This window comes from Leifsonia sp. ZF2019, from assembly GCF_019924635.1.
GTDB lineage: Bacteria > Actinomycetota > Actinomycetes > Actinomycetales > Microbacteriaceae > Leifsonia.
The window spans coordinates 1,549,734-1,571,217 of sequence record NZ_CP065037.1 but is presented as its reverse complement, the minus strand read 5'-3'; the positions used below and the strand labels follow the sequence as shown (position 1 = coordinate 1,571,217).

24 protein-coding genes are annotated in these 21,484 nt (G+C 71.4%); 6 read left to right on the top strand and 18 right to left on the bottom strand.

The window, feature by feature from the left end:
- Positions 1-11: 11 nt before the first annotated feature.
- Positions 12-1,040 carry a 6-phosphofructokinase gene (locus tag IT072_RS07750; RefSeq protein ID WP_223360370.1) on the bottom strand — a complete coding sequence of 343 codons (1,029 nt, stop codon included), beginning with the start codon at positions 1,038-1,040 and terminating at the stop codon, positions 12-14.
- A gap of 167 nt (positions 1,041-1,207) precedes the next feature.
- The gene (locus IT072_RS07745; protein ID WP_223360369.1) at positions 1,208-1,825 is read right to left on the bottom strand and encodes a CYTH domain-containing protein; all 618 of its coding nucleotides are present in this window, start codon (positions 1,823-1,825) and stop codon (positions 1,208-1,210) included.
- Positions 1,826-1,902: 77 nt separating this feature from the next.
- On the opposite strand from IT072_RS07745, the gene IT072_RS07740 reads away from it, so the two are divergent.
- Together IT072_RS07740 and IT072_RS07735 are read left to right on the top strand one after the other, a co-directional pair.
- The gene (locus IT072_RS07740; protein WP_223360368.1) at positions 1,903-2,301 is read left to right on the top strand and encodes a DUF3224 domain-containing protein; all 399 of its coding nucleotides are present in this window, start codon (positions 1,903-1,905) and stop codon (positions 2,299-2,301) included.
- A 43-nt stretch (positions 2,302-2,344) separates the two neighbouring features.
- Positions 2,345-2,530 (top strand): hypothetical protein, encoded by a 186-nt coding sequence (locus tag IT072_RS07735; RefSeq protein ID WP_223360367.1) that lies wholly within the window; start codon positions 2,345-2,347, stop codon positions 2,528-2,530.
- A 75-nt stretch (positions 2,531-2,605) separates the two neighbouring features.
- Here IT072_RS07735 and IT072_RS07730 read toward each other — a convergent pair whose 3' ends face one another.
- From IT072_RS07730 to IT072_RS07710, 5 genes are all read right to left on the bottom strand, one after another.
- On the bottom strand, positions 2,606-4,780 hold the full coding sequence (locus tag IT072_RS07730) for a DEAD/DEAH box helicase (protein ID WP_223360366.1): 2,175 nt from the start codon (positions 4,778-4,780) through the stop codon (positions 2,606-2,608).
- A 170-nt stretch (positions 4,781-4,950) separates the two neighbouring features.
- The gene (locus IT072_RS07725) at positions 4,951-5,298 is read right to left on the bottom strand and encodes a DUF6804 family protein (protein ID WP_223360365.1); all 348 of its coding nucleotides are present in this window, start codon (positions 5,296-5,298) and stop codon (positions 4,951-4,953) included.
- Positions 5,299-5,379: 81 nt separating this feature from the next.
- Positions 5,380-5,808 (bottom strand): RbsD/FucU domain-containing protein, encoded by a 429-nt coding sequence (locus IT072_RS07720; protein WP_223360364.1) that lies wholly within the window; start codon positions 5,806-5,808, stop codon positions 5,380-5,382.
- 170 nt (positions 5,809-5,978) lie between these two features.
- On the bottom strand, positions 5,979-8,099 hold the full coding sequence (locus IT072_RS07715) for a heavy metal translocating P-type ATPase (RefSeq protein ID WP_223360919.1): 2,121 nt from the start codon (positions 8,097-8,099) through the stop codon (positions 5,979-5,981).
- A 59-nt stretch (positions 8,100-8,158) separates the two neighbouring features.
- A complete protein-coding gene (locus tag IT072_RS07710) occupies positions 8,159-8,383 on the bottom strand; it encodes a heavy-metal-associated domain-containing protein (protein WP_223360363.1) in 225 nt (74 codons plus the stop codon).
- Between the two features lie 58 nt (positions 8,384-8,441).
- Between IT072_RS07710 and IT072_RS07705 the strand changes: the two genes are divergently transcribed.
- From IT072_RS07705 to IT072_RS07695, 3 genes are read left to right on the top strand one after another with little or no spacing between them, the layout of a single operon-like run.
- A complete protein-coding gene (locus IT072_RS07705; RefSeq protein WP_021764665.1) occupies positions 8,442-8,720 on the top strand; it encodes a metal-sensitive transcriptional regulator in 279 nt (92 codons plus the stop codon).
- A 1-nt stretch (position 8,721) separates the two neighbouring features.
- Positions 8,722-9,249, top strand: a complete 528-nt coding sequence (locus IT072_RS07700) for an O-acetyl-ADP-ribose deacetylase (protein ID WP_223360362.1) — start codon at positions 8,722-8,724, stop codon at positions 9,247-9,249.
- A gap of 20 nt (positions 9,250-9,269) precedes the next feature.
- Entirely contained in the window at positions 9,270-10,607 is a 1,338-nt protein-coding gene (locus IT072_RS07695; RefSeq protein ID WP_223360361.1) for a M20/M25/M40 family metallo-hydrolase, read from the top strand.
- Positions 10,608-10,649: 42 nt separating this feature from the next.
- Here the strand turns inward: IT072_RS07695 and IT072_RS07690 are convergent, their stop codons facing one another.
- The 5 genes from IT072_RS07690 to IT072_RS07670 form a co-directional block, all read right to left on the bottom strand.
- Positions 10,650-11,243 carry an SGNH/GDSL hydrolase family protein gene (locus IT072_RS07690; RefSeq protein ID WP_223360360.1) on the bottom strand — a complete coding sequence of 198 codons (594 nt, stop codon included), beginning with the start codon at positions 11,241-11,243 and terminating at the stop codon, positions 10,650-10,652.
- Between the two features lie 79 nt (positions 11,244-11,322).
- Positions 11,323-12,183 carry an aldehyde dehydrogenase family protein gene (locus tag IT072_RS07685; RefSeq protein ID WP_223360359.1) on the bottom strand — a complete coding sequence of 287 codons (861 nt, stop codon included), beginning with the start codon at positions 12,181-12,183 and terminating at the stop codon, positions 11,323-11,325.
- Positions 12,180-13,691 (bottom strand): aldehyde dehydrogenase family protein, encoded by a 1,512-nt coding sequence (locus tag IT072_RS07680; protein WP_223360358.1) that lies wholly within the window; start codon positions 13,689-13,691, stop codon positions 12,180-12,182. Before IT072_RS07680 ends, IT072_RS07685 begins: the two co-directional genes overlap by 4 nt.
- 16 nt (positions 13,692-13,707) lie before the next feature.
- The gene (deoC, locus tag IT072_RS07675) at positions 13,708-14,730 is read right to left on the bottom strand and encodes a deoxyribose-phosphate aldolase (protein ID WP_223360357.1); all 1,023 of its coding nucleotides are present in this window, start codon (positions 14,728-14,730) and stop codon (positions 13,708-13,710) included.
- A 39-nt stretch (positions 14,731-14,769) separates the two neighbouring features.
- The gene (locus IT072_RS07670) at positions 14,770-15,729 is read right to left on the bottom strand and encodes a sugar-binding transcriptional regulator (RefSeq protein ID WP_223360356.1); all 960 of its coding nucleotides are present in this window, start codon (positions 15,727-15,729) and stop codon (positions 14,770-14,772) included.
- Positions 15,730-15,803: 74 nt separating this feature from the next.
- On the opposite strand from IT072_RS07670, the gene IT072_RS07665 reads away from it, so the two are divergent.
- Positions 15,804-16,754 (top strand): ROK family protein, encoded by a 951-nt coding sequence (locus IT072_RS07665; protein ID WP_223360355.1) that lies wholly within the window; start codon positions 15,804-15,806, stop codon positions 16,752-16,754.
- A 72-nt stretch (positions 16,755-16,826) separates the two neighbouring features.
- Here the strand turns inward: IT072_RS07665 and IT072_RS07660 are convergent, their stop codons facing one another.
- Genes IT072_RS07660 through IT072_RS07635 form a run of 6 tightly spaced genes read right to left on the bottom strand, consistent with a single transcriptional unit; the run spans position 16,827 to position 21,407 of the window.
- Positions 16,827-18,047, bottom strand: coding sequence for an MFS transporter (locus IT072_RS07660; RefSeq protein ID WP_223360354.1), 1,221 nt, complete (start codon positions 18,045-18,047; stop codon positions 16,827-16,829).
- Positions 18,044-18,985: a bifunctional riboflavin kinase/FAD synthetase gene (locus IT072_RS07655; protein ID WP_223360353.1), complete on the bottom strand. Its 942-nt coding sequence runs from the start codon at positions 18,983-18,985 to the stop codon at positions 18,044-18,046. The genes IT072_RS07660 and IT072_RS07655 overlap by 4 nt, the downstream gene beginning before the upstream one ends.
- On the bottom strand, positions 18,982-19,455 hold the full coding sequence (locus IT072_RS07650; protein ID WP_223360352.1) for a hypothetical protein: 474 nt from the start codon (positions 19,453-19,455) through the stop codon (positions 18,982-18,984). Before IT072_RS07650 ends, IT072_RS07655 begins: the two co-directional genes overlap by 4 nt.
- Positions 19,456-19,504: 49 nt before the next feature.
- Complete coding sequence (locus IT072_RS07645) at positions 19,505-19,873, bottom strand: hypothetical protein (RefSeq protein ID WP_223360351.1); 369 nt, start codon at positions 19,871-19,873, stop codon at positions 19,505-19,507.
- The gene (truB, locus tag IT072_RS07640) at positions 19,870-20,778 is read right to left on the bottom strand and encodes a tRNA pseudouridine(55) synthase TruB (RefSeq protein ID WP_223360350.1); all 909 of its coding nucleotides are present in this window, start codon (positions 20,776-20,778) and stop codon (positions 19,870-19,872) included. Before truB ends, IT072_RS07645 begins: the two co-directional genes overlap by 4 nt.
- The gene (locus tag IT072_RS07635; protein WP_223360349.1) at positions 20,775-21,407 is read right to left on the bottom strand and encodes a TetR/AcrR family transcriptional regulator; all 633 of its coding nucleotides are present in this window, start codon (positions 21,405-21,407) and stop codon (positions 20,775-20,777) included. Before IT072_RS07635 ends, truB begins: the two co-directional genes overlap by 4 nt.
- Positions 21,408-21,484: the final 77 nt, after the last annotated feature.

Genomic DNA, 21,484 nt, shown 5'->3' with positions numbered 1-21,484 from the left:
GCCGGGCCGGGTCAGCCGAAGAGCAGCGCGGCCTCTTCGTAGCGCGCGTCGGGAACGGTCTTCAGGCCGCCGGTCGCGTCCGCGATCGACACGTTGACGACATCCGTGCCGCGCAGCGACACCATGGAGCCCCAGCGGCCCTCGTAGACCGCGTCGACCGCGGCCATCCCGAGCCGGGTGGCGAGCACCCGGTCGTAGGCGCTCGGGACGCCGCCGCGCTGCATGTGGCCCAGCACCGTGGCGCGCGACTCGATGCCGGTGCGCTCCTCGATCATCGGGGCGAGCATCTCGCCGATGCCGCCGAGTCGCGGCCGGTTGAACGCGTCCAGGCCCTTGTGCGAGTGGGCCTCCTCCATCGTGTCGAGGTGGAAGCCCTCCGAGACGACGATGACGGGCGCGCGGCCGCGGTCGCGGACCGACTCGACCCACTCGACGACCTGCTCGATGGACTGCGGCTGCTCCGGGATGAGGATGGCGTGCGCACCGCCGGCCATGCCGGAGTGCAGGGCGATCCAGCCCACGTGGCGGCCCATGACCTCCACCACCATGCAGCGCTGGTGGGATTCGGCGGTGGTGCGGAGGCGGTCGATGGCCTCGGTGGCGATCTCGACCGCCGTGTCGAAGCCGAACGAGTAGTCCGTCGCCGCGAGGTCGTTGTCGATCGTCTTCGGCACGCCGACGATCTTGAGGCCGGCGTCGGTGAGGCGACGGGCCGCCGTCAGGGTGCCCTCGCCGCCGATCGCGATGATCGCGTCGATGCCGTTCTCGTCCATCATCCGCTGGATGTTCTCCGGGCCGCCCTGCTCGCCCTCGAACGGGTTCGTGCGGCTGGAGCCGAGGATGGTCCCGCCCTGACGGGAGAGGCCGCGGACGCTGTGGCGGTCGAGCGGCATGATGTCGCCCTCGACGACACCGCGCCAACCGTAGCGGAAGCCGGCGAACTCCGAGCCGTGCACGCGGTCGCCCTTCAGGACCGCGCCGCGGATGACCGCGTTCAGCCCGGGACAGTCGCCGCCGCTGGTGAGGATGCCGATCTTCATGGTGCTCCGTCTCTCGCCGTTTCAGTTACGCCCCTAGGCATCATGCCCGACCTCCCGCCCGCAGCACAAAAGCGCCCTTTACAGCGGGTGGGCGGTGGGGTATCCACGCGCACGTGGACCGCGCGGTCCACGGTCGCACCCCTGGGGCGGGCCTGCGGGACGGGGCGTCAGAGCGAGAGCACGTGCTGCAGCTTGGAGCCGCTGGCCGACGGACGCGCTCCGGCCTCCAGCAGACGCTCCTCCACCCCGTCGAGGAGTGCGGTGCGGCCGGACTTCGTATCGGGGGCACCGCTCAGGAGCTCGACCTCCCATTCGCGCCACTCGTCGCGTCCGCCGCTGCGCAGGTTCTCGCCGCGCACGTGGTCGTCGCACAGCTCGGCCAGGTCGAATCCGGCGGCATCCCGCAGCACCGTCGTCACCCGCGTGTTCACGATGCGCGCGATCGGGAGCAGCGTTGCGTCTCCCAGCGCGTCGGCGATGGCGTCCCGCAGGGCTTGCGGCTCGCGCTCCCCGTCGCCCAGGGGCCAGTGCAGCTCGACGCGCCCCTCGTCGCCGGGCGCGAGCTTGACGTGCCAGCCCTCGTCGGAACCCCCGCGTCGCGCGCGCACCGCGATCCGCTGGTGGGCGAGCGCCAGGTCGGCGGTGTCGTAGTAGGTGGCGACGAGTTCCGCGGTCTCCGGCTCGGACGCGACCGCGACGGCACCGACACCGACGAGCTGGGGAGGGACGGTGTCCTCCCCCACGTCGTACTTGCGCTCGATCTCGACCTGGCTCCGGTGCTCCATGCCCTACTGTCTAGTCCACTTCGGCCGTGTCGCGAAATCACAAGACCCGGGCGCCTCCCCGTGCCTACGCTCGGGGCATGGACACCACGCACACGATCACCGCCCGCTTCGAGGTCACCGGCTGGGAGCCGGAGCCGCTCGCCGGGCTCGAGGGCGACTGGGTGGGCGCCGTCGTCATGCGCAAGCGCTACACGGACGGGCTCGTCGGCGAGTCCGTCGCCCATTTCGTCTCCTCCGGCACCGAGGAGGGCGGGCGCGGTTACCTCGCCGTCGAACGCATCACCGGAGAGCTGACCGACGGCCGCAGCGGCTCGTTCACCGTGCACCACGGGGCGCTCCAGCACCCCGACGATCCGTCCGCGTTCGGCTGGATCGTCCCGGGCACCGGCACGGGGGACTTCGCCGGTCTCGCGGGTGGCGCCCGCATCGTGCACGACGAGGCGGGACCATCGTTCGTGTTCTCGCTCACGACATGACGGCCCCTCGACCCCGAACGGGGCGAGCGGTACCCTCGGTGTCATGAGCGACCGGCGCGACGAGGAACAGGACGACTTCCGGGAGTCCCAGAAGGGCGACTACGAGCCCGAGCCTGTGCTCCACGACGCCGACGACGTACCCGTGGAAGACTACAATGCGGACGACCGCATCGTCCCCGACGACGACCGTCCGGTGCCGCTCGACCCGGACGACGCCGGGATCGCCTGAGCGGAGCGCTCTCATTCGTGCCGAATGTCGCGAAAGCGCGACGCTTTCGCGACATTCGGCACGAATGTTCGGCGCCTAGCCCAGCGCCTCCGTGAGGAGATGGATGAGCGCATCCAGCTGCACCGAGTCCGCCGAACCGACCTCGACGTCGCTGCCGTCGAGGGCACGCGCAGCGAGGCCCTGCTTGGCGTCGATCAACTCGGCGATCTTCGAGTCGATCGTCTGCGCGGCGATGATGCGCCACGCGGTGACGGGCTCCTCCTGGCCGATGCGGTGCACCCGGTCGATCGCCTGGGTCTGCTCGGCCGCCGTCCAGGACAGCTCGGCGAGGACGACGTTCGACGCGGCCTGGAGGTTGAGGCCGACACCGGCTGCGGTGAGCGAGCAGACGGCGACCGAGACGTCCGGGTCGTTGTTGAACGCGTCGATCTCCTTCTGCCGGGCCAGAGCGCTCTGGTCGCCCCGGATGGAGATCGTCTTCAGCTCGCGGGCTGCGAACGCCTCCTCCGCCTGGTCCATCACGTCGATGTGCTTGGCGAAGAAGACGACCTTGCCGACCGAGCGCGCGAGCTGCGCGGTGTAGTCCGCGGCGAGGCCCGCCTTCGCCTGACCGATCTTGCGGACCATGGTGAAGACGTTGTCCCCGGTCTTGGCCGACTTGGACTCCTCCAGCTCCGACTGGGCGACCAGGCGGATGAGGTGCTCGCGGTGCGCCTCGTCGTCGCCGTCGAAGCTGTCGGGGCGGCCCGCGGCGGCGGCGCGATGGAACCGCGCGACGAGCCGGTCGGCGAGCTCCTTCTCCGCCTGGCGGATCGAGCGGCCGAGATCTCCGTCGAGCTCGACGGGCAGGTCGACCACGCGCCGGCTGGGGAGGTCGGCTGCGACGTCGAGCTTGCGTCGGCGCACGATACCCATGTCGATGACGGCTTCGCGGGCGGCGGCGTAGAAGCCGAACTCGGCCGGAGTGAGCCCGGTCTCCTCCAGGTGCTCCATCAGCTCCGCCGTCGGCTTGGAGCCGTCGATCCAGCCGAGCAGCTGCCAGATGGCGCGGAAGTCGTCGATGTCGTTGATGAGCGGCGTGCCCGTGAGGGCGAGCAGAAGGGGGTTCGGGGTGTTCGACCGGATGGCGTCGGCCAGGCCGAGCACGAGACGGGAGCGCTGCGAGTGCAGGTTCTTGATGAAGTGCGCCTCGTCGACGACCATGCCCTTGAATCCGAGGGTGCTGAGCCAGGAGAGGTGGCGGTCGAGCACCTCGTAGTTGACGATGACGACGTCGGCGAATGCGTCGAGTCCCTCACCGTCGCCGTGGATGACGGTGGCGCGGCGTTGCGGGGTCCAGCGCTCCACCTCGCGGGCCCAGTTCATCTTGACGACGTTCGGGACGACGGCGAGGAGCGGGTAGGCGCCGGCGACGGAGGCGGCGAGCACGGACTGCGCCGTCTTGCCCAGGCCGGGTTCGTCTGCGAGGAGGAAGCTGCGGTGGCCCTGGCGGACGCTCTCGACGAATCGGGCCTGATGGTGCATGAGCTCGAGCCCGGGGGGCGAGTAGCGGTCGATGGCGGGCGCGGGCGGAAGCTCCATGCTGGCGGCCTGACCGCCGGCGCCGTACTCGAACGACTTGAAGAGGGGGCCGAGGAGCTCCCACGAGTCGAGGCGGCGGCGCGGGGTCGGCTGGGCCGGGGTGAGCCGCGAGAGATCGGGCGCGAGGAACGGATTCGACAATTGGCGCGCCTTCACCGACTGCGGCACGACCTGCTTCTCCGCCAGCTCGGGCGGAATGACGCTGTCGGTCTTGGCGACCGGGCGCTCGATGGTGATGATCAGGTCGTCGGGGCTGAGCTCCGTGCCGGACTCGAGCAGCCAGTCGCGGCGCATCTTCTGCGCCGTCGCGGTCGGCGGGGACTCGCTCTCCAGCAGCGAGATGAGGGAGGTGTCCCGGGCGGCGGTCTTGGCCAGGATGGTCGCGATGCCGTCCAGTCGCTTCAGCTGCTCGGCGCGGGCGGCGTCGCTCAGCTCCTGGTCGGCCTTGGCCCGGGCGCGCTCCTCGCGCATCAGGAAGGCGATGACCTGGAACTTGGTGCGGTTGGTCGGGCCGAGCTTCTTGCCGTCGGCCGCCTTCGCCTCGACCTCGCGCACCTTGCGGGCGAGGACGGGGATGAGGCCGTCGTTGTTGGCATGCCGGGGCCGCCGCTGCGGGGTGCGCGTCGAGCTCGAGCGCTGGCCGGACGTCCGCTGACCGGAACGAGACATGGTCCTCCATGTGGGTGCGCCGCGCGCTGTCCGAGAGCGCGGCGCCATAGGCGTGAGGGCCGGCGCGATGTCCGGCCGGAGGACCGAGCGGCCCCGACCGGGCGTCGGTGACGCCGGCAGCGCGGCGGACGAATCGCCGCGCGTCACCATTTTACCGGATGCGCGGCGGTTCAGCGACGAGTGTCGGCCGGGATCTTGATGAGGACCGCGGCGCACACCAGGAAGACGGACGCGACGACGTGGAGCGCGCGCAGCACCGTCCCCTCGATGGCGAGCGGCCAGACCGGGTTCCAGACGACGGCGATCGGTACGAGACCCACCAGCCACCACCACTGCTTGGCCTGCCCCGCGAACACGCACATGATGAGCGCGAGGATCGCGACGGCGTACTGCACGTAGAGGTACCACGCACCGCCGATGAGTGCGAGGCCGGCGAGCAGGACGATCGCGGCGATGATCCCGGGCGCCAGGGCCGCCCGGTTGACGGTGGGCTGCTGCGGGGTGCGGGAGGTGGACATCCCCACCACCCTAGCGGCACCCGCCCCGTCCGAGACGAGACCTTCTCGGGGGGCGGGTGCAGCCGGACACGGCGGTCGTCGTCAGAGCGCTCCCCTGCGGAACAGGAAGGCGCACGGCGGGGCGTCGGACCCCACACGGACGATCACCGAGGAGGTGCGGGCCTGGTCGAGGAACTCGTCCAGGCCGAGGCGCTCCATCGGGACACGACGGAGCTCGGCATCGGAGGCGATGCCGTTGACGGCGAAGGCGACGTCGGGGACGTCATAGGGCTCGCCTGCCAGGTCGAGGAAGGCGATCGGTGACGGGTGGATGTTGTCGAGCGGGAACACACTGAGGATCGCCTCGGCGGCGGCCTCTGTGGTGGTGTCGTCCTCGAGGTGGACGACGGGCGTGTTGATGGTGTTCTCTGGATAGCCGCTGCCGACGAGGGTAAGCGTCTCGCCGTCTTTCATCGAGTCCAGGGCGCTCAAGAGCGCACCGGACAGCAGCGGGCTGAGGTTCTTCAGCAAAGTCGGGCCTTTCCTGCAAAACGAATATTTCTCAACCCCTGCTGATGAGGATAGAACAAGTAGTATGTCCTCCCCTACCCCCCATTAAGGGGAGGCCCTCCCGACGCGCCGCCGAGTATCCGGAATGCGCGGATACACACCTGCTAATGATCCGCTGTGCGCTCCCTCCCTCAGAACCGACGGAGCCGCAGGCTGTTGAGGACGACGAACACGCTCGAGAACGCCATCGCGGCTCCGGCGATCATGGGGTCGAGGAGCCCCAGTGCGGCGATCGGCAGGGCCGCCACGTTGTACGCGAACGCCCAGAAGAGATTGCCGCGGATCACGGCGAGCATGCGCCGCGAGAGACGCAGGGCTTCCCCGACCAGTGCCGGCTCGGGTCGCAGCAGGGTCAGGTCGGCCGCCTCCCGCGCGATGTCGGAGCCTCCGCCCATCGCGATGCCGAGGTCCGCCGTCGCCAACGCGGCCGCGTCGTTCACACCGTCGCCGACCATCGCCACCGTCCGTCCCTCGCCCTGAAGCCGCGCGATCTCGGCGGCCTTGCCTTCGGGGTCGACGCCTCCGACCGCACGGAGGACACCCAGGGAACCGACGGTGGCGCACACCGTCCTCTCATGGTCGCCGCTCAGCACGACCGACTCGGCGCCGAGAGCGCGCACGCGCTCGATCGCCTCGGAGGCGTCCGGGCGCAACGGATCGCTCAGCGCGATCACCCCCGCCGCCTCCCCGTCGATCGCGACGACGACCGCCGTCGCTCCCCGCCCCCGGATCTCGTCGACGGCGCTCGCGAGCACCTCGGCGAGACCGCCGGACGCGCGCGCGACCACGACCTCCCGCCCGTCCACCACGGCAGCGACGCCGAAGCCGGCGATGGCACGGAATCCGGCGACGACCGCGTCGGAGGGCGCCGCCTCCGCGATCGCCCTGCCCAGCGGATGCTCCGAACCGCGCTCGGCCGCCGCGGCGAGTCGCAGGAGGTCGTCGACCCGCACACCGGGCACGGCGACCGTCTCCGTGATGGCCATCCGGCCCGTCGTGAGCGTCCCGGTCTTGTCGAACACGACCGTGTCGATGCGTCCGGCGCGCTCGAGCGCGTCGGGACCGGAGATCAGGATGCCGCGCTGCGCCGCCCGGCCCGTGCCGACGAGCAGCGCCGTGGGCGTCGCTAGGCCGAGGGCGCAGGGGCAGGCGACGATGAGCACCGCGACGGCCGGCGACACGGCGGCGGCGGGGTCGCCCGCGAGCAGCCACCAGACGGCGAAGGTCGCGAGCGCGAGCCCGATCACCACGGGCACGAAGATCGCGGAGACACGGTCGGCCAGCCGCTGCGCGCGGGTCTTCCCGAGCTGGGCCTGTTCGACCAGCGACGCCAGCCGGGCGACCCGCGTGTCGGCTCCGACCCGTTCGGCACTGACCACGAGCATCCCGCCCGCGGCCACCGTCCCCGCCGTCACGTCATCGCCCGCGGAGACCTCCACGGGCGCGGACTCGCCGGTCATGGCCGACGCGTCGACCGCGGCGGCCCCCTCGACGACGCGGCCGTCGGCCGCGATCCGCTCCCCCGGCCGCACCACGAAACGGTCGCCGACCGCCAGCAGAGCGACCGGGATGCGCCGCTCGCGCCCCGACTCGTCGAGCCGGGACACCTCGCGCGCCGACGCCTGAGCCAGCTCGCGCAGAGCCTTCCCCGCCCGGCGGCGCGACCGGGCCTCGGCGAGTCGCCCGAGGAGGAGGAACGTCGTGACGACCGCGGCGACCTCGAAGTAGACGTGGCCGCCCATCCCGAGCAGGAGCACGACCAGGGACCAGACGAAGGCGGTCAAGGTCCCGAGCGAGACGAGCGTGTCCATCGTGGTCGAGCCGTGCCGGAGGGTGACAGCGGCCGAGCGGTGGAACGGCCAGCCGCCCCAGAGCACGACCGGCGCCGCGAGCACGAGCGAGACCCACTCCCAGCCGGCGAAGTGCAGCGGCTCCACCATCGCGATCAGCACGATCGGGACGCTCAGCACGGCGCTCGCGATGGCCCGCGGGACCAGCCGCCGGGAGTCCCCGTCGTGGCCCCTCGTCTCTTCTGCGTCGAGGCCGCTGCCGCTCGCGTGCTCCTCGCGGTCGTCGTGCAGCACGCGCGCGCCGTATCCCGCCTTCTCCACCTCCGCCACGAGCGCGGCCGAGTCGAGCGTGGCGGGCACCAGCGCACTGGCGCGCTCGGTGGCGAGGTTGACCGTCGCCGTCACGCCGTCGACGCGGCCGAGCCGCTTCTCGACACGGGCCACGCAACTCGCGCAGGTCATGCCCTCGATGGCGAGGTCGACGCGCACGAGTCCCTCGGCCCCGGTCGTCGTCGCGCCGGTCACAGCAGAGGGAGGCGGTCGGGGCGTCCGAGCGTGTAGCCGGCCTCCTCGACGGCCGCGCGCACGGCGTCGTCGGCGAGCGGTGCCGCGTGGGCGACGGTGGCTGTCCCCCCGGCGACGTCCACATCCACGCGTTCGACCCCGCCGAGCGCGGAGAGTTCGTCGCTGACGGCCCGCGCGCAGTGGTCGCAGGTCATGCCGAGGATGTCGTAGGTCGTTTCCATGCCCCCACCGTAGCACATACCCCATAGGGGTATATGGGATGCGCGGTATCCTGGAGAAGTGATCGCCGACATCAAGAAACGAGCCCTCCACCGCACGCGCATCCTCGAGGGACAGCTGCGCGGGCTGGAGAAGATGATCGAGAACGAGGACTACTGCGTCGACATCATCACGCAGTCGCTCGCCATCCAGAAGTCCCTCGGATCGCTCAACAAGCTCCTGGTCGAGAACCACCTGCGCACCCACGTCTCCGAGATGTTCGAGGAGGGCGGCAGCCAGCGCGACGACGCGATCCTGGAGCTGCTCAAGGTCTACGAGCTCTCCAACAACCGGGGCTGAGATGAGCGACCCCATCGAGATCGTCCGTGGCGACATCACCGATCAGGCCGTGGACGCCGTCGTCAACGCCGCCAACAGCTCGCTCCTGGGTGGAGGAGGCGTCGACGGCGCCATCCACCGCCGTGGCGGCCCCGCCATCCTCGCGGCCTGCCGCGAACTGCGGGCGACGACGCTCCCTGACGGGCTCCCGACCGGCCAGGCTGTCGCGACGACCGCCGGCGAACTCCCCGCGCGCTGGGTGATCCACACGGTCGGGCCGGTCTGGTCCGCGACGGAGGACCGCACGTCGCTGCTGCAGAACGCCTACCGGTCGTCCCTGCGGGCCGCCCGTGAGCTCGGCGCCACGACCGTCGCGTTCCCCGCGGTGTCGGCCGGGGTCTACGGCTGGCCGATGGACGACGCGGCCCGGATCGCGGTCAGCACCGTGCGCGCCGTGCTCTCGTCCGGTGTCGGCTCCGTCGAGCTCGTGCGCTTCGTGTTGTTCGGTGATGACGCCCTCGCCGCCTTCCGAGCGGCGGCCGGCGAGTGAGCGCCGCCGAGGGGGCACCCGTGGCCGAACGTGAGGACGCCGCCGTCGAACGGTTCCGCACCCTCCTGCGCATCCCGACCATGTCCCGCAACGACGTGACCCTCACGGACTGGGCCGCCTTCGACGCGTTCATCGCCGCCCTGCCCGGGCTGTACCCCCTCGTGCACGCGACGCTCGAGCGCGAGCAGCACGGCCACTCGCTCCTCTTCCGCTGGCCCGGCGACGCTCCCACCGGGCGGCCGACCGTGCTCATGGGGCACTACGACGTCGTCCCCGCCACCGACGAGGGCTGGCAGCACCCGCCATTCGCCGCCGAGATCACCGGGACCGGAGACGGCCGCGTGCTGTGGAGCCGCGGCACCCTCGACGACAAGGGCGCGGTCGTCGCCGTGCTGGAGGCCGCCGAACGTCTCCTCGCGGACGGGTTCGCCCCGCGCGAGGACGTCTACCTGAGCTTCGGTCACGACGAGGAGACCCTGGGCAGCGGGGCTCAGGCCATCGTCACCGCGCTGCGCGAGCGCGGTGTGCGCCCGGCGCTCGTCCTCGACGAGGGCGGCGCCGTCGTCGAGCGCATCTTCCCCGGCGTCACACGCCCGATCGCCGTCGTGGGCGTGAGCGAGAAGGGCATCACCTCCGTCCGCCTCACCGTCGAGCAGCACGGCGGGCACGCGTCCACGCCGCCGCCGATGACCGCGACCGTGCGCCTCGCCCGCGCCATCACCCGGCTCAATGCGAAGCCGTTCCCCGCCCGCCTCACGGAGACGAACCTGCGGATGGTCGAGACACTCGGCGCACACGTCTCCGGCCCGCTCCGTGCGGTCTTCACGCGCGCCCGGCGCCTGCAGCCCCTCCTGCGCGCGGTGTTCGGCCGGCTGAGCGACGAGACGCGGGCGATCGTGCGCACCACGACCGCCGTGACCCAGCTCCGCGGGAGTATGGCCGCCAATGCGCTGCCCGAGAGCGCCGAGGCCGTCGTCAACGTGCGGATCGCCGTGGGCTCGACCGTCGCCGAGACCCTCGAGCATCTGCGCCGCGCCATCCGCGACCCGCAGGTGCGCATCGAGGCCGTCGACGCCAGCGAACCCTCCCCGGTGTCACCAAGCGAGGGCCCGGAGTGGGAACGCGTCGTCGCCGCGCTCGCACGGACGCACCCGCGGGCGATCGTGACCCCCTACATCATGCTCGGGGCGAGCGACAGCCGCCACTTCACCGCGATCGGCGACACCGTCTACCGGTTCACGCCCTTCGAGATGAGCACGGAGGAACGCGGCACGCTCCACGCGCGCGACGAGCGCATCCACGTGCGCACCTGGTTGCGCGGGATCGACTTCTACGAGCTGATGCTCCGGTCGAGCTGACCGCCGGACCTGACCGCCGGACCTGACCGCCGCAGCGACGCCTCAGGCAGCCCCGCCCAGGTCGGGCAGCTCGATCGCCCGGCTCGACGGCGGCAGTTCGCGCACGCGCTCGAGAGCCGGTGCCAACTCCCCCGCCCACACCCGGTAGCCCTCGGCGTTCAAGTGGAGGCGGTCCTCCGTGTACGCCGGGTTCAGCTCGCCGTCCTCCAGCGCCATCGCGGGCCAGAGGTCCAGCCAGCCTGCGTGCACGGTGGGAGCGAACTGCCACAGGTGGCGGTTGATGTCCCTGATCTGCTCGGCGAACTCGACGCCGCGCGGCAGCACGGACTGCGCCAGGATGCGCGCCTCCGGCAGCTCCTTGCGCAGCGTCACGAGCGCCGTCTCCACGTTGCGGACGACATGCTCGGCGGAACGCCGCCAGGCCAGGTCGTTGGTCCCGATCAACAAGGCGATCGTGCCAGGGCGCGAGGCGATGACATCGCCGAGGCGCGCGACGACGTCGTCCGTCGTATCCCCCGCGACGCCGAAGTTCCAGACGGTCTCACCGGGGAGAAGCGCCGACCAGTCGCCGCTCTGCGTCAAGCTGTCACCGATCAGGGCCAGCGCGCCCCTGCCCGCGTCCCATTCCTCCGGCATGCGTACCATCCTCCCCGACTCCTCTCCATCCTCCCTCAGATCGGGCGGAGAGGCGAGGGGGTCGGGGCGGCCGAGACGATCAGAGCAGGGACTTGGTGTGCCAGACCGTCTTCGTCTCGGTGAAGAACGCGATGCGGTCGAGCGACGGAGCCGCCGCGTCCGTGCCGTTCTCCGGCGGGAGGACGCGCTTGAGCGTCTCCGCCGCCGCGATCTGCAGGTCGACCCACTCCAGCGCACCCGCGCCGACCAGGTCGAGCGCGTTGACGTCGGCGTGCGAGGCCAGCCACGGGGCGATCTCGGCCGGCGACCCGGTGAGGATGTTGACGACGCCGCCGGGCACATCGCTGGTCGCGAGCACTTCGCTCAGGCTGATCGCGGAGAGCGGGAAGCGCTCGCTGGCGACCACGACGACCGTGTTGCCCGCGACGAGGGCCGGGGCGACGGCGCTGACGAACCCGAGCAGGCTCGAGTCCTGCGGGGCGATCACCGCCACGACACCGGTCGGCTCGGGCACCGAGATGTTGAAGTACGGGCCGGCGACCGGGTTGGCGTTGCCCGCGACCTGTGCGAACTTGTCGGCCCAGCCCGCGTACCAGACCCAGCGGTCGATCGCCTCGTCGACCTGCGCGCCGGCGGCGGCCGCCGAGACGCCTTCGGCGTTCCGGATCTCGTCGACGAACTGCGCCCGCCGCCCTTCCAGGAGCTCGGCGATGCGGTACAGCACCTGGCCGCGGTTGTACGCTGTGGCCCCCGCCCAGCCCGAGACGGCGGCGCGTGCGGCAACCACGGCGTCGCGGGCGTCCTTGCGGGACCCCTTCGCGGCGTTCGCGAGGAAGGCGCCCGTCGCCGACAGCACCTCGTAAGTGCGCCCGGACTCGCTGCGCGGGAACTTCCCGCCGATGTAGAGCTTGTAGGTCTTCGGCACGGCGAGGCGGCTCACTTCTTGGCTCCCTTGCGGGTCGGGCGGACGGAGGCGGCGGAGGCGGACGAGGCGGAGACCGCCGGCAGGGCGCGCCCGGGCACCAGGTACCCGCCGAGGCCGTGACGGCCTCCCTCGCGCCCATAGCCGGACTCCTTGTAGCCGCCGAACGGACTGGCCGGATCGAACCGGTTGAAGGTGTTGGCCCAGATGACGCCGGCGCGCAGCTTGTCGGCGACCGCGAGGATGCGGCTGCCCTTGTCGCTCCAGATGCCGGCCGAGAGGCCGTAGGGGGTGTTGTTCGCCTTGGCGATGGCCTCGGCCGGGGTGCGGAAGGTCAGCACCGAGAGCACCGGACCGAACACCTCCTCGCGGGCGATGCGATGGCTGGTCGACACGTTGTCGAAGATCGTCGGCGCGAACCAGAAGCCGTTCTCCGGGATGGTGCAGTCGGCCGTCCAGCGGTCGGCGCCCTCGGCCTCCCCGATGTCCGAGAGCTCGCGGATGCGCTGCAGCTGCTCGGCGCTGTTGATCGCGCCGATGTCGGTGTTCTTGTCCAGCGGGTCACCGAGACGCAGGGTCGACAACCGGTCCTTGAGACGGTCGACGACCTCGTCGTGGATGCTCTCCTGCACCAGGAGGCGGCTGCCCGCACAGCAGACGTGGCCCTGGTTGAAGAAGATGCCGTTCACGATGCCCTCGATGGCCTGGTCGATCGGCGCGTCGTCGAAGACGATGTTCGCCGCCTTGCCGCCGAGCTCGAGCGTCAGCTTCTTGTCGGTGCCGGCGACCGAGCGTGCGATCTCGCGCCCGACGGCGGTGGAGCCGGTGAACGCGACCTTGTTCACGTCGGGGTGCGCGACGAGGTCGCGGCCCGTCTCCCCCGCGCCGGTCACGATGTTCACGACTCCCGGCGGCAGGTCGGCCTGCTGCACGATCTCCGCGAACAGGAGCGCCGTCAGCGGAGTGGTCTCGGCGGGCTTCAGCACGACGGTGTTGCCGGCCGCGAGCGCCGGGGCGATCTTCCACGCCAGCATCAGCAGGGGGAAGTTCCACGGGATGACCTGCGCGGCCACGCCGAGAGCGCGCGGTGCGGGGCCGAGGCCCGCGTGCTCCAGCTTGTCCGCCCAGCCGGCGTAGTAGAAGAACCAGGCAGCGACGAGCGGGACGTCGACGTCGCGGCTCTCCTTGATCGGCTTGCCGTTGTCGAGGCTCTCGGCCACGGCGAGCTCCCGCGCCCGTTCCTGGACGAGGCGGGCGATGCGGAACAGGTATTTGCCGCGGTCGGTGCCGCTCATCCGCGACCAGACCTTCTCGTACGCGCGACGGGCGGCGGCGACCGCGGCGTCCACGTCGGAGGAGTCGGCCGTGGCGATCGTCGCGAGACGCTCCTCCGTCGCCGGGGAGATCGTCTGGAACGGCGTGCCGTGGCCGGCGACGAACTCGCCGTCGATGAAGAGGCCGTATTCGTCGCGGAGGCTGAGGATCGACCGCGACTCGGGAGCCGGGGCGTATTCGAGGAAACTCATTCTGGGTCTGCTTTCGTCAGTCGATCGTCACGTAGTCGGCGCCGGAGTAGTGCCCGGTCGCGAGCTTCTGGCGCTGCAGGAGCACGTCGTTCAGGAGGCTGGACGCGCCGAACCGGAACAGGTGCGGCTGCAGCCAGTGCTCGCCGACGGTCTCGGCGACGGTCACGACGTACTTGATGGCGTCCTTCGAGGAGCGGATGCCGCCCGCGGGCTTGACCCCGATCTCCTCGCCGGTGAGTCGGTGCCAGTCGCGCACCACCTTGAGCATGAGGAGGGTGGTGGGCAGGGTCGCCGCCGGCGAGACCTTGCCGGTGGACGTCTTGATGAAGTCGCCTCCCGCGAGGATGCTCAGCCACGACGCCCGACGGATGTTGTCGTACGTGTTCAGCTCGCCGGTCTCGAGGATGACCTTGAGGTGCGCGTAGCTGCCGTCGGGCCGGCGGCAGGCCTCCTTGACGGCGACGATCTCGTCGAACACGAGGCCGTAGCGGCCCGACAGGAACGCGCCGCGGTCGATGACCATGTCGATCTCGTCGGCGCCCGCGGCGACCGCGTCTGCGGTGTCGGCGAGCTTGACCGCGAGCGAGGCGCGCCCGCTGGGGAACGCCGTCGCGACCGCGGCGACGGCGACACCCTCGGGCGCTTCGGCGTGCGCGGCGCCGAGCGCGTCGACGGCGTACGGGACCATGTCGCCGTAGACGCACACCGCCGCCGGTCGTGGGGTGGTCGGGTCGCCCGCGTCCGGGGTCAGCGCCTTCGCGACGAGCGAGCGCACCTTGCCGGGTGTGTCGGCGCCCTCGAGGGTGGTCAGGTCGATGAGCCGGATGATGGTGTCGAGCGCCCAGCGCTTGCTGGACGTCTTGATGGAGCGGGTGCCGAGCCCGGCGGCGCGCTGCTCGAGCCCGACCGCGTCGACGCCGGGGATGCCGTTCAGGTACCGGCGCAGCGAGGCCTCGGTCAGGTCTCCGCCGAGCACCTCGACGGCGCGCGCCGCCGGTGCGAGCGTGCGCACGGGCGGGACGGTGGTTTCGATGGTCACGTCATTCCTTACTGATTCGGGTCGAGGGACGGGTTCGGGTCACGAACCCGGCTGGCTGCGGCCGAGGAGGTCGTTCGCGGTGGCTTCGTCGGTGATCAGGGTGGTGCAGAGGCCGCTCGCGACGACGGCGTGGGCGACCCCGTGCTTGGCCTCGCCGGCGATCACCGCGATGCTCGTGCGTGCGTTGCGGAGCTCCTCGAGCGAGAGGCCGAGGGTGCGACCGTCGAGCTCCGGATCGGCCACGGCGCCCTCGTCGGTGATGAACCGGCCGACGACGTCGCCCACGGCACCCTTGGCCGCCAGCTCGGAGACGTCCTCCGGGGTCAGGTAGCCCGAGTCGACGTGCACCGAGCTGGTGTCCACGACCCCCGCACTGAACAGGTAGGCGTTCGCCGCGCGCGCCAGATCGAGCACCGACTGCACGGAGCGGTCCGACTCGATGGCCCGGCGCGTCGCCGCGTGCTCGAAGATCGCGGGGCTCGGCAGGAGCGTCGCCGTGCCCTGCGCCTTGCGCGCGATGACGACGGCGGTGTCCGCGGCGGCGGTCGCCTGGCGGGTGCTCGAGACGCTTCCGTTGATCTGCACCGGGTTGACTCCGACGGCCCATCCCGGGCGGAGCCGGGCGGCGACCGCGTGCAGGGTGCGGCCCCAGCTCACGCCGAGCGTGCGCGGCACCGGCCGCAGCGTGGTGAGGTAGTCGGCCGCGGCCTGCGCGACGCGCGCCTGGGTCTCCGACTCGCTCTCGGCCGCGGGCACGACGACCGCGTCCTCCAGGCCGTAGAACCCGCACAGCTCGCGCTCGAGCGAGAACCGCCTGGCGCTCGGATGCACGATCTCGATGCGCACGAAGCCGTGCTCGCGCGCCGCCACGAGCAGCCGGCCGACCTTCCAGCGGCTGACGTTGAGGGCGACGCCGATCTCGTCCTGCGTCTTGCCCGCCTCGTAATAGAGCTCCGCGGCTTTGACGGCGAGGATCTCGTCGGTATCGTTCAGGGCCACGTGCCCAGCCTAGATCGTGAGCAACCTTTGCGCAGGCGTTGCTCAAATGAGCGATCGGCGAATCGTCTAGGGTGATGCTCGTGTCCACACCCCTCGCTCTCGCCGTCGACTTCGGCGGCACGAAGGTCGAGGCGGCGCTCGTCGATGCCGACGGCCTCCTCGTCCCCGGCTCCCGCTTCCGTCGCCCCACCGGCCGCACCGCCACCGTCGCCGATCTCGAGGCCTCCGTCGGCGGAGTCGTGCGCGACGCGCTCGCGGTCCTCCCCTCCGCTGCGTCGGTCGTCGGCGTGGGGATCGGTTCCGCCGGCCCCATCGACCGCGTGCGCGGCCTCGTCTCGCCGCTCAACGTGCCGCACTGGCGCGACTACCCGATGCGCGACTTCATCGCCGCGGAGGTGCGGTCGGCCGGGCTCGACGTCCCGGTGACCCTGGAGATGGACGGCGTCGCGATCACGATGGCCGAGCACTGGGTCGGCGCCGCGCAGGGCATCGACAACGTGATGGGCATGGTCGTCTCCACCGGGATCGGCGGGGGCCTCATCGTCGGCGGCCACGTCATCACCGGCCCCACCGGCAACGCGGGTCACATCGGCCACGTGGAGGTCGGCGACATCCGCGGCGAGGACACGTTCGGCAGTCCGTACGCGCTGGAGGCCATGGCCTCGGGGCCGCACACGGTCGCCTGGGCGCAGCAGCACGGCTTCACCGGGACGACGGGCGAGGAGCTCGCCGCCGCCTACGCCGCCGGCGACGAGGTCGCCCGGGAGGCCATCGCGCGCACGGGCCGGGCTGTCGGCCACGCCATCGCCTCGGCCACCGCGCTGCTCGACCTGGAGCTCGTCGCCATCGGCGGCGGCTTCTCGCACTCGACGCCCGACCTGTTCGCGCACATGCGCACGGTCATCGAGGAGCACTACTTCCCGTTCGTGCGCAAGGTGCGCATCGTCCCGTCGGCCCTCTCTTCCGAGGGCCCGCTCATCGGCGCCGGAGCCCTCATCCACCGCGCGAGCCTCCTGCCCGCCTGACCGCGCGTCGATGCGGCGAGAAGTCGCACGCGAACGACCGAGGCGGCGGGGTGTTCGCCGCCTCGACGCCGATCAGCGGCGGTCTTCGAGGGCGCGGGGGCGCGCGACGACGACCCCGGCGATGGCCGCCGCGAGGGCGGTCGCGGTGAGCACGATCAGCGGGACGGTCCACGCGCCCGTCAGCTGATGGAGGAGTCCCACGGTGAGGGGGCCGAGCGCACCCAGCGTGTAGCCCAGACCCTGGGTGAAGCCGCTCAGGGCGACGGCGCCGGCGTGCGTGCGGGTACGCATGTTGATCAGCACGAGCACGAGCGGGAAGAGCAGCGGCCCGAGCCCGGCGAACGTCACCCAGAGCCAGGTCGCGGCGCCGGGAGCCAGGATGAGCCCCAGATAGCCGAGCACGAAGAACGCGACGGCCGCGTAGATGAGGCCGGCGACGCTCCGCAGCCGCGCGGCGAGCAGCGGCACGAGGAGCCCGGCCGGGATTCCCATCCCGGCGTACACCGACAGCAGAGCGCCCGCCTCGGCCGGCGGGGTCCCCGCGACGTCATGCAGGATCTGCGGGAGCCAGGCGAACATCGCGTACGCGTTGAGGCTCGACACGGCGAACACGACGGCCATCGCCCACGCGAGCGGCGAATGCCACACCCGGCCCACCATCGCGGGAGGCGCGCCCTCCACCTCGACGTCGTGCGCGGGATGCGCGGGCGTGTGCGTGATCAGGATGCGCAACCACGGCAGCACGGCGAGCAGGCTGACGACGGCCCACATCCCGACCGAGACGTGCCACCCGGCAGCGTCGGCGACGGGCACCGCGATCAACGGCGGGAGCAGCGTGCTCACCGACATGACCGTCGCGTAGAGCGAGGTCACCAGCCCGATCCGATCCGGGAAGTACCGCTTGACGAGCGGAGGCAGCAGCACGTTGCCGACGCCCATCCCGGCGAAGGTGACCGCAGACCCGGCGGCGAGCACGGCGAACGTGCCGGCGGACGCGCGCAGCACGTGTCCGGCGAGCATCGCACCGAGCGCGATCAGCATGACCGTCTCGAGGCTCAGGCGCCGCGTGAAGGAGGGGGCGACCAGTCCGAACACGGCGAAGCAGATGGGCGGGAGCATCCCGAGGAGCCCGACCCCGAGACTCGAGACCGGGAACTCCGCACGGATCTCGGCGTAGATCGGCGACAGCGCGGCGACCGCCGTGCGCAGGTTCGCGGCGACCAGCAGGATGCCGAGCAGCGCGATCGTGCGCCCCTGCCAGAGCGGCCGCACCGCAGGGGCGGCCCCGCTCACGCGGTCTCGGCCGAGAGGATGCTCCGGGCGCGCTCCACGTCGTCCGAGATCTGCGCGATCAGCGGCTCGACGCCCTGGTAGGCGACCATTCCGCGGATGCGCTGCACGAACGAGACCTGGACGCGGTGCCCGTACAGGTCGAGCTCGCGATCGAGGACGTACGCCTCCACCTGCTTGTGCGGCACGCCCTCGAAGGTCGGGTTGTTTCCGACGGAGATGGCGGCCGGGTAGGTCTCGTCGCCGTCCGTGAGCCAGCCGGCGTAGACGCCGTCGGCCGGGATGAGCCCCTCGGATTCCGGCGACAGATTGGCGGTCGGGAAGCCCAGCTCGCGTCCGCGGGCGGCGCCGTGGACCACGACACCGCGCACGGCGGGGACGTGACCGAGCAGCTCGGCGGCGTGCGCGACGTCTCCATCTGCGAGCAGTTCGCGGATCCAGGTGGAGGAGACGCGGCGCCCGTGCTCCGGGCGCACGTCGTCGATGAGCTCGACTCCGAAGCCGTAGTCCCCGCCCAGCTCGCGCAGCATCGCCAGATCGCCCGCGCCGCGGTGCCCGAACCGGAAATCGCTGCCCACCAGCACGACGGCGGCGTGCAGCCGGTCCACGAGGATGCGGCGCACGAACTCCTCGGGCTCCAGCTCGGCGAGGGCGCGGTCGAACGCAACCATGAGCGTCGCGTCGATGCCCGTGCCTGCGAGGAGGTCGAGCTTCTGGTCGTTGCTGACGAGGGAGGCCGGGCATTTCGCGGGGGCGATCAGCTCGAGCGGGTTGCGGTCGAACGTCACGACAGCGGCTGTGAGCCCGCGGTCGGCCGCGACCTCGCGCAGGCGTCCGATGACCGCGCGGTGCCCGGAGTGGACGCCGTCGAACTTGCCGATGGTGACCGCGCTCGGGCCGAAACCCTCCGGCACCTCGTCGACGCTGCGGAAGACCTTCACGATGCCTCCGTGCGGGGGCGGTGGCCGCGCAGCCAGACCAGACCGAGGATCGGCAGCACGAGCGGGACGAAGAGGTAGCCCATCCCGTAGACGGACCACACCGTGGCGTCGCGGCCGAACGGGTCGACGTCGTGCAGGCCCAGGGCGGCGGGCGCGAAGAGGCTGAGCGAGCCGATCACCAGCACGCCGACGAGCTCGAAAGTGATGGTGACCCAGGCGACGCGGTACCAGACACGGCCCGGCGCGACGAGGGCGACGGTGGCGACGATGTAGACGACGGCGGCGACTGCGGAGAGGGTGAAGGCGACGGGCGCCTCGTCGAACCGGTCGATGATCTGGAAGACGCTGCGGCCGGTCGCCGCCAGGGCGAGCACGCCGTAGACGAAGACGAGCACACGGCCGATCCCGGAGATGCGCCGGGTCCTCGTGCGCTGCGCGCGCTCGCTCGCGGATTTGGTGAGGGGAGACATCGAAGACGATTCTATTCGCGCCCGCGGGAGGCGGGCCGCCCGCGCGGCGTCAGGCGCCCTGGACGAACCAGATCTGGCCCATCCGGTACACCATGACGGCGATGGCGAGGCAGACGCCGCCCAGGATGACGGTGCTCCAGCGGTTGCGCTCGATCAGGGCCCAGAAGCCCCCGGCGGCCGGGAGGATGATCGCCGAGATCAGGTAGATGTAGAACTCCGGCAGGCTCCCGCTGGGAGTGTTTCCGACCGCCGGCGCCGCGATCGCGACGACGAGCTGTGCCAGGAGCAGCAGTTCCACGAGCGCGACGGCGCCCATCGTGAGGTCGTTCGGCACGCGGCCGGCGAGGCCGAGCACGAGGCACAGGAGGCCGGCGGCGCAGGCGACGATCACCTGGACCGTGGTGAACCACTCGATCATGCCGTGGCGATCTCGTCGGTCGGGAAGTTCACGAGGGTCCTTGCTTCCTTTCCGCGGAACTCGATGAGCCCCACCAGTTGGCCGGTCGGGGCGACGGCCGCGACAGGGACGCCGCCCGGTCCTTCCCGGTCGGCGAGATGGATGCGTCGCCCGTGCGTCAGGTCGATCGCCTGCTGCTCGGTGAGGTCGAGGCGCTCGAAGAGTGCTGTGGCGGCATCCACCGCGGGCAGCAGCGCCGCGTCCGGCTCGAGCGTATCGAGGTCGTGCGCGTCTCGCACGTCGTACCGGCCGACGCGGGTGCGGCGCAGGGCCGTCAGGTACCCGCCGACGCCGAGCGCGGAGCCGAGATCGCGGGCGAGGGAACGGATGTAGGTGCCGGACGAGCAGACCACGCGCACGTCGAGGTCGAGGGAGTCCGGCATGCGTCGCGCGGCGAGCAGCTCGAAGGCGCTCACCGTGACGGCGCGCGGCTCGAGGACGACCTCCTCCCCCGCCCGCACCCGGGCGTAGGCGCGTTTGCCGTCGACCTTGATGGCGCTCACCGCGCTCGGCACCTGCTGGATCTCGCCGGTGAGGTCGGCGATCCCGGCCAGGACGGCTTCGTCCGCGACCGCGGCGAGCGCGGCGGCGTCGGCCCGCCCGGTCTCGTCGCCTTCGGCGTCGTCCGTGGTGGTGGTGGATCCGAGCCGGATGGTCGCGAGGTACTCCTTGTCGGCGCCGACGATGTAGGTGAGCAGGCGGGTCGACGAGTTGACGCCCACGATGAGCAGTCCGGTCGCCATCGGGTCGAGCGTCCCCGCGTGGCCGACCTTGCGCGTGCCGGCGAGACGGCGCACGCGCGCGACGACATCGTGGCTCGTCATCCCTCCCGGCTTGTCGACGAGGAGGAGACCGCTGCCGGTCACGCGTCCGCCCCCGTCGTGTCGAGGACGAGCTGGAGCTTGGTGCGGAACGTGCTCTCGAGCAGCTCGGTGGCGCAGGGGTCGTCGCCGTACTCGTCCGGCAGGCGCAGCCCGAGCAGGGTGTTGAGGAGCATGCCCTCCGCCAGGAAGGAGCGCGCGTCGTCGGCGGCGAAACCCGCGTCCTCCCGCAGCATCCGGTAGATCGCGATGAAACCGTCGCGGGCCTTGCCCCCGATCACCGGGTCGTGGCCCATCCCGAACGCCTGCATGAGGGAGAGAAGGATGCCGCGGTCCTCGATGAGGTTGACGTAGGTGAGCCCGAGGCGGCGGCTGATCTCCTTGCGGTCGTCGACGGAGTCGCCCGCGGGCCGGCCCTGCGCGTTCCACTCGGCGATGGTCTGCGTGAAGGCGACGAGCAGCGTGTCGAGCGCGCGGCTGAGCACCTCGACGAAGAGGTTCTCCTTGCTGCCGAACATGCGCACCACGTACGGCTGGCTGATGCCGGCCGCCTTGGCGATCTGATCGGTGGTCGCACCGAAGTATCCGCGTTCGCCGAAGACGCGCCCGGCGGCGCTGAGGATCTGCTCCCGGCGCTGCGCCGAGGGGATCCGTTCGGTGATCTTGTCCGTCACGCTTGACAGGTTATCAGTCGATTACTAGAGTCCGTGGTAATCATTCGATTACTACCTTGATTCGGCTTCGTTCCGAG